This window comes from Vibrio sp. OPT18, assembly GCF_015163615.1.
In the GTDB taxonomy this organism is placed as follows: Bacteria; Pseudomonadota; Gammaproteobacteria; order Enterobacterales; family Vibrionaceae; genus Vibrio; species Vibrio coralliirubri.
In genome coordinates this window covers 224,511-236,579 of the sequence record NZ_JADDYK010000081.1, presented here as the reverse complement: position 1 = coordinate 236,579, position 12,069 = coordinate 224,511, and the positions used below count along the sequence as shown (strand labels likewise).

The 12,069-nt window shown below is 42.2% G+C and carries 8 protein-coding genes and 1 pseudogene; 2 read left to right on the top strand and 7 right to left on the bottom strand.

Annotation, left to right across the window (positions count from 1 at the left end; genetic code table 11):
* A partial coding sequence (locus tag IQQ51_RS21885) for a hypothetical protein (protein ID WP_228013118.1) occupies positions 1-677 on the top strand: 677 nt, incomplete at its 5' end.
* A gap of 183 nt (positions 678-860) precedes the next feature.
* Here the strand turns inward: IQQ51_RS21885 and IQQ51_RS21880 are convergent.
* From IQQ51_RS21880 to IQQ51_RS21865, 4 genes and pseudogenes are all read right to left on the bottom strand, one after another.
* Positions 861-992: pseudogene (locus IQQ51_RS21880) on the bottom strand (antibiotic biosynthesis monooxygenase); the annotation flags it as partial.
* A 931-nt stretch (positions 993-1,923) separates the two neighbouring features.
* Positions 1,924-2,781, bottom strand: coding sequence for a hypothetical protein (locus IQQ51_RS21875; protein WP_193842130.1), 858 nt, complete (start codon positions 2,779-2,781; stop codon positions 1,924-1,926).
* Positions 2,781-3,635 (bottom strand): ABC transporter ATP-binding protein, encoded by an 855-nt coding sequence (locus IQQ51_RS21870; protein ID WP_017060586.1) that lies wholly within the window; start codon positions 3,633-3,635, stop codon positions 2,781-2,783. Before IQQ51_RS21870 ends, IQQ51_RS21875 begins: the two co-directional genes overlap by 1 nt.
* A complete protein-coding gene (locus IQQ51_RS21865; RefSeq protein ID WP_017060587.1) occupies positions 3,632-4,003 on the bottom strand; it encodes a GntR family transcriptional regulator in 372 nt (123 codons plus the stop codon). Before IQQ51_RS21865 ends, IQQ51_RS21870 begins: the two co-directional genes overlap by 4 nt.
* A 159-nt stretch (positions 4,004-4,162) precedes the next feature.
* Here IQQ51_RS21865 and IQQ51_RS21860 point away from each other — a divergent pair, with 159 nt between their 5' ends.
* Positions 4,163-6,742, top strand: coding sequence for an EAL domain-containing protein (locus tag IQQ51_RS21860; RefSeq protein ID WP_193842129.1), 2,580 nt, complete (start codon positions 4,163-4,165; stop codon positions 6,740-6,742).
* 25 nt (positions 6,743-6,767) lie between these two features.
* Here IQQ51_RS21860 and IQQ51_RS21855 read toward each other — a convergent pair whose 3' ends face one another.
* The 3 genes from IQQ51_RS21855 to IQQ51_RS21845 form a co-directional block, all read right to left on the bottom strand.
* The gene (locus IQQ51_RS21855; protein ID WP_193842128.1) at positions 6,768-8,513 is read right to left on the bottom strand and encodes an EAL domain-containing protein; all 1,746 of its coding nucleotides are present in this window, start codon (positions 8,511-8,513) and stop codon (positions 6,768-6,770) included.
* Between the two features lie 835 nt (positions 8,514-9,348).
* Positions 9,349-9,828, bottom strand: coding sequence for a type II secretion system protein (locus tag IQQ51_RS21850; RefSeq protein ID WP_017060589.1), 480 nt, complete (start codon positions 9,826-9,828; stop codon positions 9,349-9,351).
* Between the two features lie 250 nt (positions 9,829-10,078).
* Positions 10,079-12,034 (bottom strand): putative bifunctional diguanylate cyclase/phosphodiesterase, encoded by a 1,956-nt coding sequence (locus IQQ51_RS21845; RefSeq protein WP_193842127.1) that lies wholly within the window; start codon positions 12,032-12,034, stop codon positions 10,079-10,081.
* Positions 12,035-12,069 lie beyond the last annotated feature (35 nt).

The following is a 12,069-nucleotide window of genomic DNA, read 5'->3' as shown; positions in this document are numbered from 1 at the left end:
TTGCTACACAGTCAGAGGTGGACAATCGCTCTGGCAGTGATCGCGTGGTCACCACTCAGACGCTTGATAAGCCTGGTCTAATCAACTTCCTTCAAAAGCATGCTGACGATGAAATTGAGAAACTGAAAGAACTTATCTTTGGGGGAAATCCAAGTGCCGCGCTTGATACGCTATTCGAACTTGCAGCAGCTTATGAAAATGCTGACGATGCAATACAAACTATATTGAATGAGCTAAGCACCAAGCTAACCAAGGAGGCATTCAATAGTTTTGTAGAAGAGTACAACGCATTTAAGCTATCAGTTGATGAGAGTATAGATAATCTTAACAAGGTGGACCGATATAAGTACGTTAAGGATGTAGGAGATGTTAGGTATTCGGTTTATTTAATTAAGAGGAATGGAATCGTTACGGCTAACATTGCAATTTCGTTGCCAGGTGGTGGGGCAGTCACGTCTTGGTTAAGTGACATCATCCCTTTAGAGTTTAGACCGGATAGTAATTTCATAACGCATGCAAGGGCTTACATAACAAAGCCAAACTCACCGGTAGAGCTTATTCATGCATCTGTAACAATAGCAACTCATGGCGGGATAGGACTAACACCTCATCAGAATCCAGATCCCATATACGGGATGGCGTTTGATCTAACCGCTACGTATGTAATGGCTAGTTAACATCGAGATTAAATTAATAGGGCTTACGACAATTAGCCCTTAATTTTAGAAAAATCATATCAGGTCAGTCATGAGGATTTGTTCCAGATAGTTCCGTTATGTTCCGGATAATTCCACATGAAAAGAAGCAAAACTGTGTTATTTTAGGATTGCCGCCGTGTTACTTTTTCGCGTCTGCTGTCATTGACTGACTCGAAACACAATACAACCAGGTTCTTCCAGTGTCAGTTCTTTGTGTACAACCAAGGCTTGTGTGACGGCTTCTAGATCGTTGTCTGGCACTAGAATATGCCCTTGCAGAATTACTTTACTCATAATTACGTCCATTTAATTACGTCTATTTAATTTGGTCCATTACGGTTTTTTTCTATCAAAAGCTCTATCCGTTACAAACATAATCCCATTTTGATGTTGTGACGTATAGGCTAATGTGGCGATTATTTGCTCACATCGAATGTATTTATAGTTACGCCGTAACTTTAAGGGCGATGTAATCAATAAATGATAAGATACTGGAACTAAATCAGCGTTGGTCCGGTCTATTAAATTAGTATCATTGAACTGTATTGATACTGAAATGAATTTGTCATCTGAGAGAACTAACCTTAATTTTGAACAGCGGCTCATAGGATTGAATTGAGCCATAGTTGATATCTAGGTCATACTTTGATGTAAATGGTACTCAAAACTCTATATATTTTGTGATTTGTATCATTGATCTGGGCATCAAACACCGTTAGATTCGAATGGTTGGCAATAAAAATAGCTCATGAAGAGCAGTTAAAGAAAAGGAAATATCCCTTATGAAAAAAATGAGAAGAGCACAGCTTCATCGCGTTCGTATCCAATACTGGAAAGACACGTCAAAAGAAGCATCAAAGAAATAAGCTTTAAATCGTAAAGCTTTAAAAGCTGAAAAGCTTAATCAAATGTAAAACGCAACAAACCGATTTCATTAGCACTCTCAAGGACCTTCATCTGGTCGGCGACTAACGAAATCATCCCCAAAGAGCTGGCAGGCATTAACAACAATGCAATTCAATGTCAGCTCATTAATACCTCCTCTAAGTTTATCTTCGTTTGTTAAATCCGTTCTCCAAATTAAAACTTGTTTGTTCCTTGTTCTCGCATCCCTGTATTCGTTAACGTCCTGATAATAAAAAAGCTCCCGATTTCTTGGAAGCTTTGATTTAGATTTTGGTACCTGATGTGACTGCCCGATAAAGACTCGTGCTTAGGATAGACTCTAGCGTTGGAACAGTGTCTTTAAGCTCACATCGTCCGTTCTATTTAGCTTTAGGCTTAGCAGATAACCGCCAACGCCAATCAGTACGTAAATACTTAACGATAAAACCGGCGCTTCTGCAATTGCGCTGAATGGGTTGCTTGCTGTCAGTACCTTCATTGGCAGTGATGCGATGAGAGATAGGAAATCGTTGATGCCATAGAACCCAAATACAGCGACAGAGAGGAACTTAATCGCATAGCTTGAGATAAAAATGACAAGCAATGGAGAGTTCACCAACTGCGAAATCGCTAGGGTCACGGTTGCCAGTGGCAATAAAACCAGTGCAACTAACATCATTCGTCCAAAGAACACCACCCAGTTGCTCAGCACATACAGTAGGGATTGCTGCTCAACCAGTAGAGCCAACTGTTGCTCGCTAGACACGTTCAATATCCAGAATAGGAAATCGGCGAACAGCACGAGCAACGCACAGATTGCCGGAATCACCACTAAACCGAAGCCGAGTTTCACACCGTGAGTCATTGCGTTAGATACCGGCATACTTCTCCAAAACATCGAACTGCCTTCTTGGCGCTCTTTACGCAGCGTTTTAGGGATGTAAAGCGTCGACAGGATCAGTGAAATAAGGCCCGCGCCAAAGTAGATCACTGAATTGAGGTCTTGTGCGAACTCTCTGTGGATGTCGCTCACGTCGCCGTTCACTTGCATTTCGAAGAAAAACTCATGCTGCGCTGCGCCATTGAAGAACAGACTAACGAACAGTAAGAAACCACATAACGCGACAAACAGAGGCAATCGAGTGTTAATTTTGTGCTCGATGAGTTCTTTTTCTAGCATGTAAAAAATTGGATGCATTATGCCTTCTCCGTCTGTGTTGCAAGGAATAGATCTGCGAGACCAACGTTATAGATGTTACCCAGTGACTCAACCTGCGCTTTGTATTGGCCTTCCAACAACCACTTAGTGGTGCCTAGGCCGGATTGTGAGGTGAGTGGGTTGAGTTTCTGTATCTCGCTTGAATGGTTATTTGCGACTTCGATAATGAAATAATCGTTCTCGATGTCTTCCATGCTCTTTTGCAGCACACAATGGCCTTGTTTTAAAATCAGAACATCCGTTAATAAGTGTTCAATCTCTGAAACCTCATGGCTAGCAATGATCATGGCGCGTTCGCCGTCGTGGAACCACTCAAGTAGATGGCGATAAAAAGTATCGCGGTACAGCAAATCTAGGCCAAGCGTAGGCTCATCTAAGATCAACACTTGGGTGTCAGTCGCGATGATGATCGCAAGGTGAAGTTGTACCTTCATTCCCTTAGAAAGTTGCTTGATAGTCGAAGAGAGCTTGATGTTGGTGCTGCTTAGCGTCTGCTCTGCTTTTTGTTTATTGAAGCTAGGGTGTACACCTTGGGTGTATCGAAGCAGTTGCTTAACGGTCATCCACTCGGGTAACACGTTAACGTCTGAGATGTACGACAAGTGCAGCATGAGTTCTGCATGCTGGTGGATAGGGTGGTAGCCATTAACCTCTATCTCACCTTGATAGCTGTGTCCGCCAAGCAGTGATTTGATCAGAGTCGATTTACCTGCGCCATTGTGGCCTAGCAGTCCAAGCACTTGCCCAGGTTTTAACTCAAAGCTGATGTTCTCGACACCCACTTGATTTGAATAGGTTTTGGTTACGTTTTTCACGGAAAGTAAAGTACTCATGACTTGTCCTTTATATGTTGTGCTAGCTGTTTCACGAGTTCTTCGACACTCATATCAATGATGCTTAGCGTCTCAGCGATGGCTGGGATTTGTGTGTTGATGAATGATTGGTGTGCAGACTCTTTCAATTTTTGAAGTGCCCCTTCGGCCACATACATACCTTGGCCGCGTTTTTTCTCTACCAAGCCTTCATCCACCAGTAACTGGTAGCTTTTCATGACAGTAAGGTGGTTGATCTTGAGATCGGCGGCAACCGCACGCACAGAGGGCAGTGCTTGTAGCTCTAGCCAAACACCTTGAAGAATTTGGTCACTGATCTTGGCGGCAAGCTGCCTAAAGATCGGCTGGTCGTCTTTCCATTCGGTCATAATTAAAACTGCATGGTGATATACATGTGTATAACACTAACCTTTTTTCTGAGATAGACAAGCTTTTTCTATAAATTAGCTGAATGTTAACTTTTATGGTTGGATGTTCAGTAAAATAATGAGATTATATGGAATCCTGTTCTGTGTTGTTGAGTTTGTATGTTGCACATTAATGATAAAAAGTTGGTCTGGTTTACTAAGTATTTGCCGATCACCATCATCATCTTTTCTGCAATCGTCTTGAATGTGGCGATGTTTACGAGCGTAGACCAGAAGGTCAAGGCATTGGTAGATCTCATCAGAACAGACTACATCTCCGCCCAAAAGAACTCTATTGAGACGCAAGTTCTTCAAGTGTCGCAACAGATAAAGCACACTCAACGTCTTGTCGAAATCGAGGTGAAAAAGCGTATTACCCGTCGGTTAGATAGAGCCTATACCGCCGCACAGAATATCTACTCCTCGAATCAACACCTGCCGGAAGAAGAGCTTAAGTTACTCATTCTTAACGAGATCAGAAAGCTGAGCTACGCGGACAAAAAAGACTACATTTACGCCTACGATATGCAAGGCACAGTGCTGGTTCATCCTCGCGATCCTGAGTTAGAAAATACCAATCAACTTGAAACGACTGATAGTCGTGGTGTGGCGGTCATCAAACAACAAATAGCGCTTCTTAAACAGAATAATGGGGCTTATTCCCGCTATTTTGTGCCTCGCCCTGGCTTTGATGGGCAAGATTTTGAAAAGCCACACATCGACAATACGCACTTCGAAAAACTCAGCTACATTCGTCGGTTCGAACCCTTTGATTGGTATTTCGGTACTGGCATTTCTCTCGATGATGTTAAACGAGTCAGTTACCAAAGAATTCTTGAGATATTGTCGAAGGTAACGGTCGGTGATAATGGATACTTGTTCGTTTTTGAACAGAATGGTGACAGCCTACTTCATGCACACCAAATTCATACCGGGCAAGATCTTAATGTTTACGACGACCTTGGAAACAACTTCAAGCAAGACGTGTTAGCGCAAGCTGAGTCGGGTGGGTTTGTTGACTACATCACCGTTGATAAACAGGGTTTCATTGGTCCTAAGAGTAGCTACGTAAAAAAGGTCGGAGATTGGGATTGGATAGTGGGTACAGGCGTGTACTTGAACAATATTAATGCTTCCATTGAACACAGAAAAAACCAGCTACTCTTGGACTCACGTAATGAGTTTGGACTGATTCTTATATTAAGTGTGCTGGCGACCTTACTCTGTATTTTTATCAGTGCTCTGGTTAGTCGAAGGATATCGCTGCGCTTTGATCAAATGGAGCAGAGGATTTCTGACGACTTCAATCGAATCCAAAATAGCCGCCGCCGTCTACAACATATGGCAAGACATGACTCTCTGACCGCGCTCCCTAATCGCTCTGAGCTTGAACTGCAAGTAAGTCGAGCTATCGCTCATTCGAAATTGGAAGGCAAATTGGTGGCGTTGGTGTTCGTTGACTTAGATAACTTTAAACGCATCAATGACCAATATGGCCATGCGAGTGGAGATGAACTCCTTAAACAGATAGGTTTGCGATTTGAGCGAATTTTAGGGGCTAACGATATTGTTTCACGTTTCGGAGGCGATGAGTTTGTCTTCTGCCTACCGGGTATTCACGACCTTGTGGAAGCGGAGCAGAAAGTCCAACAAATCCAAGATGTCTTCAAACCCTTATTTAATATTCATGGTGCTTCGGTCTCGACACAGTGCTCGGCCGGCGTGTCGATGTACCCCTATGATGGAACAGAGGTAGAGGAACTGCTAACCAAAGCCGATATTGTGTTGTACAAGGCCAAGGAGCTGAATAAAGGCGATGCGATCTTCTATGATGATGTGATCAATCAGAAAGTGAAGTACGGATTTTCAGTCGAAGAACAGCTTAAAACGGCATTAGAGAAGGGTGAGTTCAGCGTGCTTTACCAACCTCAAGTGGATTCCCATACCGAGCAGCTAAAAGGCGTTGAGGCACTGTGTCGTTGGCATAATAGCTTGCTTGGCTTTGTGTCTCCGTTGGATTTTATTCCCGCAGCAGAGCGAATCGGCAAGATTCATGAGATTGGTGAGTTTGTATTAAGGAAAGCGTGTGAAGATACCTTACGTTTGATGTCAAACGGTCCTGAGGCGGTCTGTGTTTCCGTGAACGTGTCACCTAAACAAGTGTTTGAGTTAGGGTTCGACGATAAAGTCATCCGCCTCATTGAAGAAGTCGGCATCGACCCTTGCCGAGTTACGCTAGAACTGACCGAAAACATCCTCATCAAAGACCTGCATATTGTCGAGCCAATATTGAAAAGGCTAAGAGAATATGGATTTGGCATCTCGCTTGATGACTTTGGTACAGGCTTTTCATCACTGAATTACCTAAATACTTTGCCGATCACCGAGATAAAGATAGACCGCTCTTTCATTGGCAAGCTGAATTCCAGCCAACACAGTGAAACCTTGGTGAAAGCCATTATTGATATTGGTGCATCGTGCCAGATGAAGGTCGTGGCTGAAGGGGTTGAAACCCCAGAACAGATGGCGAAGCTACAGCAATACCATTGTGATTTACTACAAGGTTATTACTTTGATAAGCCGCTTTCTGCCCAAGGGTTGATTGACGCCTACTTTCCTGTAGAGCCTGAAGCTTGTGTGAGAGCGACCATTAGCCCTGCACGACACACACTAGACTCAGCAGAACCCGTTGTTGCTTGAACCTCAGGAAATGATATTGGCTAGGCTATGCGTCGGTTGTACTTTGAGGCCTGCTATACAGGTAACCTTGATGTAAGTTGTAGCCCAACTGACACAAGATATATTGCTGCCTACGCGTCTCGACACCTTCATAAATCATTGTGATATTTGATAGGCGTCCAATCTCCGAGATATTAAGTAATACACCCTGATGGTGTTCTCCTGACTCGATATCCTTAACAAAGCAGCGATCCAGTTTTAGATAGGTAGGAGAGATGACATTGATGATTTCGATGTTGTTATTACCCGTGCCAAAGTCATCTAGAGCGATGGTGATACCAAGCTTTTTGATATCCTTAATGTTATCGATAACCTCACATCCATAGCCAATGTTCGAATATTCAGTGATCTCGACAACAAATTCATTCGCTTCCATCGCGGCTAGATGCTCTCTGAGCCTTGCGAAGTTTGACCCTACCAAAGCACTTGGGCACACGTTGACACCATAGATCTCATGGCTGTTATTTAACTTCGCTTTCCTTACTGTCTCGATGAGTAAGATAGTATGAAAGGTGAGTAAATTGGTGCGTCTCATGGTGTTGATAAAGCTTAAAACGCCAACGTTACGCACACGAGATAACAACTCGTAATAGAGAACGCTGTTGTCTTCTGTGTTGATGATCGGCTCTTCTTCAAAGGAGATGTGTTTCCAACGAAACAGGTAGATCACAAAGCCCAGAATATAGGAGCGATAAAGCAGGGTGGCGAGTATCAGAGAAAGTGCAATCCACAGCGCAACTATATCGTCACTGTAGAAGGTGATGGTCGCACCGGTTGGCAGGGATGTTTGATAGATAGATTTACTCTCTTCGCCAAGGTTTAGGATGTAGTAACCATTTTTTTTGATGGAGATAGAATCGACTAACAGAGGCAATAGTGAGTTCTTGTATCGAGCTTCGATAGAGCGTTTAGATATTCGAACAATCATCTCGATGTCATGCTCGGTATCTATGAAGCGCGAATAGGCAAAATCAGCGCTATCGTAGAAGTCGTCTACCTGATCGAGCTCTATCATCTTAGAGCGTGTTTTAGAGATATAACAGGAGCCATAAGGTGTGGTCATGACGACAGAATCAAGGTTGAGCGAGTGCCTTAGCGAGTGTACTGCCCCGTGGCTATCGCAACCGTAGTCCATGACTTCCGCTGCAATATGTTTGGTGTTCTCACTGTATTCATTCGCAATCTTCGTCGTATAAAGGATTTGGAAAAAGTAGACAACGAATAGGAAAAAGGAAGAGATGGTGAACACGGCTATCAGAGCCTTGATCAGCTCTCGATGATACGTGTTGAACATCAGTTTCAACATCTCGAACTGGCTGGGCTTGAACTGGTTGATGTCGTACTTAGGTGCGATACGATTGGTTGAGCTTTTATCGAGATCGATAAAGTAACCTACCTTATAAAGGTTAGAGATAAGTTCGCTATTATTATCTACCTTCGCTTTTTTGCATAAGCTTCGATATTTCTTTCTTATAGAAGCAATAATGTTTTTTAACGCGTATAAGCTAAACTCTTCGTCAAAGTGTAATTTAAAAGATTCTTCAACATCTCGTGCAGATTGAGGGTTTGATATTGACGAGTGTTCAATAAGGTATTTGAAAACAAAACTCTCTTTACTATTAAGAGTTTCCTCTGATATCTTATTACTGTTTCTTTTTATGTATATTTTTTCTTCATTGTAGATTAGTTGCAAGCTCTCATTATTGTTATTTATATTGAAAGAACAGTGCATAGCTCAACTCCTAAGCGATAGTTATTATATTTGTGTGATGGATATGTGATGGCTGGGATTTTCATTCAACACAAGAGTTCGATCTAAATAATATAACCAAAATGTCACCATTTTCTCTCAAGATGTTGATACTAATCGCAGAATTTGGGCTTTAATGAAAGGTTATGGAGATGTTCACCCAAAAGTTGAATTTATAAATGAAAGCCAATGATTTACAAGGGGTAAAGGGGATTTATCCATTTGTTTTGGTATTTATCCATTTCACAGCTTCTACGCGGTAGGTTTAGCGACTGAATTTAGAGGTTTCTAATGTAGCTTCTGGTGGTATTCATTCAGCTTATCGATGTGTCAGATTTATCAGAATTTTTCAGGATAAAATTAAATTATGTCAATTTATGTGATATTAATATAATTTAATTTTCTTGTTGGTTTGGTAATTGAATTAAATTGGTCAATGATAGAATTAATTATATTTGTTGAATAATTGACTTTAACTTATTCTGTCACATATTTTAAATGATGAAGATTTAAGTTGGGATATTTAAAATAGGGAAAGGATGATGTTTATCATGAGTCGTTGATTAAAGGATTTTAATGGGACTATTATTGACATATATGTCAAATACGTACCCATGTAAATATTCATCGGCTAGTGATGAAAATAAGATATGAATGAGGTTGGTGTTATACCATGAGCACTGCCTAAAAGTGTAAGCAGTAACAAGTTAGATCAATTAGTGTTATTTTTGAGCAAATGTTAGCGTAACCATATGATATTCAAAGATCTGTTGCGGTGGCTTTGTGTTAACTATGAAAGCGTGCAATCGTTGAGTATTTAACATGCACCATCAAGCACCACGATTTGTGGTTCTTTTTCTGGCTGGTAAAGCACCTGACAAAAGTCTCCTTCTGGCGAATAGGTGTAGTTTTCGGTGTCGAAAGAGATGGCGGCTACTCTTTCTGCATTGCTGCCAGAGTCTACTTCTTTGTTGATGACATGAAGCTCTGTTGCGTCGATATTGAGCAGTCTTCTTAGCGAATCAACATAGGCGATTGGATAGCCGTGGCAGACGTAGTAGGTCTCAATCTCCGTCTTTTCAACATAGTTGCACTCATCCTCAACGCCAGCAATTGCTGACTTCGCGTAGATCATATCGATACCCGTGCGAAGGTTACCAGCCACATCGTGTATTTTACTCGCACGAGCACTTCCTTGAACGTCTAAGAACTTGACCATAGCTGTCGCCGAAACGATCGCTAAAATTAATACAGAGATGATGAGTTCTAAGAGGGTGAAGCCGTTTTGTCTGTTCATGGTTACCGATTATTTGATCTGCTAAAGGGACGGAATGAGGGTAATCTAAATACTAAAGTCATTACAGTTAGTGGGTATAATGGTTTGGTGTTTTATTGTGTGAATTTCTAAGTAATTTTCTTTATAAACAACAGCTTAATTATTTCCTCTTGTTGTTAAACGCTATGTAAGCATACGTAAGCGTACACACCGACAGCAGCCGATTGTTTACGAAACATTAAAACGACTTAATTTATTGATAAATAAGTCTTTAATTGTAGGGTTGTCGACCACTCAAAAACTGACTTTCGACTTCATTTGAGGGAATTGGCTTACTAAATAAAAAACCCTGAAGATACTCGTATCCACAATCGATTAAGAACGCTTTTTGCGTTTCGGTTTCGACACCTTCAGCAACCACTTTCAACCCCAATTTTTCACAGATAGCATGGGTGGCTTGGACAATCGCTTTGCTCCCTTTGTGTGAACCGTGGACGAAGCTTTTATCGAGTTTCACGGTGCTAATCGGTAAGTCATGCAACATCGACAGTGACGAGTAGCCTGTGCCAAAGTCATCAAGATGAAGCTCTACGCCCAATTTAGAAATATCACTTAACGCTTGTCTGACTTCACCATGTTTGAAGATCATGGAAGATTCGGTGATTTCAAGGGCGATGCTTTGAGGTTGGATATTGTAGAAGTTCAACATTGCTAATAGCTGCTCGGCAAAGGTGGCGTGCATCTGAATACTCGAAATATTGATACTCATCATCAACTCACTATCAAACTCACGTTGCCATATAGATAGCTGTTTGAGTGCAGAGTTAAGAACCCATTTGCCGAGCGGTACAATCTGTCCTGTCTCCTCCGCTAAGCTAATAAACTCATCAGGGCCTATGTTACCTAGTTCTTTGTCTGACCATCGAAGCAAGGCTTCAAACCCTTTCACCTTGTCGCTGTTGGTGTTCATGATCGGTTGGTAGTGAAGGTTGAGATCGTCGTTTTCGATGGCACGTGCCAGTCGATGGCGGATCTCTACTTTGCGATGCAGGGTTTGTGCTAAGTCTGGGGTAAACGTTTGGAAGCGGTTTCGACCATTCGCTTTTGCAAGATGCATCGCCATACCCGCTTGTTTTAGCAATGTTTCTTGGTCAACCGCATTATCAGGGAAATGTGCGGTACCTATGCTACAACCGACAGACAAACTGCCGATTCCTCTGATATGGAAACTTCGGTTTAAGGCATCAATGATGCGAGAGCAGAGTAGTGGGATATTTTGATTTCGGCAGGTGTGGGCAATAACAATGAATTCGTCGCCACCAAATCGCCCGATCATGCATTTCTCATCAACCAACTGTTTAAGGCGTTCACCAACCTGTTTGAGTAGTTGGTCTCCGACAGTGTGCCCATAAGTGTCATTAACTAATTTGAAGCCATCAAGGTCGACAAACATCAATTCGAACGGTGAGCGATAGGCAATGCTGGTTTCTAGAAGGTTGGTGATCCCACGGCGATTATAAAGCTCCGTTAAACAGTCGTGTTCTGCGTTGTATCTGGCTTTTATCAGTTTCTCTTTTTGCTTTGTTGTACAGGTTAGGTTTAACAACAGTTCGCTTTTATCAAAGAGCCACTTTCCTTGCACATCAAAATGGTGTGTCTTGCCATCTATTTCGCAGCTGACTTCTTCTAATATCTCTCGGCCTTTACGCACGGTAAACAGCCATTGTGCTGCTGTCTCTTCACTTGAAACGAAGTCGGATAGGGTGCTAAACGGTGAGCCGTAGTTGTGAAAAAATGCGGAGTTAGCACTCACTACGCTTCCCGACTTATTAAACAGAAGGGAGAGGTTTGCACCATCAGAGCAAGCGAGATCGTGCCTTAAACTGCCTTCTTCAGCGACGACTTGTACCAACATACCCGTTCGACCGTCGTGCAGTGGGATCCCAGAAAACAGACACAATGCACGCTTCGAAATGTAGTTGGGAGTGAAGTTCCACCATGTCTTGATGCTTTCGTTGCGTAGAAATTGCCTTTGGTACTCTTCCAATGTCGCTTCGATTGCTTTTGACATCTCGACACTAAAGTCGCGTGATGTCAGCTCAAATAGAGATTCAGACTCCCACAGAGGCAGGGCGCTGCTGTTTGCCCAAGTTATTCTCTTATTATCAATGTCATATATCCAAATTGGACACTGGAGATGCTCGAAAGGTTGATAACTGGTCATCATATTGAACTCGGTGAACTGATATTTTTGTCGAACAG

Bases quoted from the DNA above. Each gene is read 5' to 3' on its own strand.
- IQQ51_RS21875 (WP_193842130.1), bottom strand. From the start codon at position 2,781: ATGCATCCAATTTTTTACATGCTAGAAAAAGAACTCATCGAGCACAAA.
- IQQ51_RS21870 (WP_017060586.1), bottom strand. From the start codon at position 3,635: ATGAGTACTTTACTTTCCGTGAAAAACGTAACCAAAACCTATTCAAAT.
- IQQ51_RS21865 (WP_017060587.1), bottom strand. From the start codon at position 4,003: ATGACCGAATGGAAAGACGACCAGCCGATCTTTAGGCAGCTTGCCGCC.
- IQQ51_RS21860 (WP_193842129.1), top strand. From the start codon at position 4,163: ATGTTGCACATTAATGATAAAAAGTTGGTCTGGTTTACTAAGTATTTG.
- IQQ51_RS21855 (WP_193842128.1), bottom strand. From the start codon at position 8,513: ATGCACTGTTCTTTCAATATAAATAACAATAATGAGAGCTTGCAACTA.
- IQQ51_RS21850 (WP_017060589.1), bottom strand. From the start codon at position 9,828: ATGAACAGACAAAACGGCTTCACCCTCTTAGAACTCATCATCTCTGTA.
- IQQ51_RS21845 (WP_193842127.1), bottom strand. From the start codon at position 12,034: ATGATGACCAGTTATCAACCTTTCGAGCATCTCCAGTGTCCAATTTGG.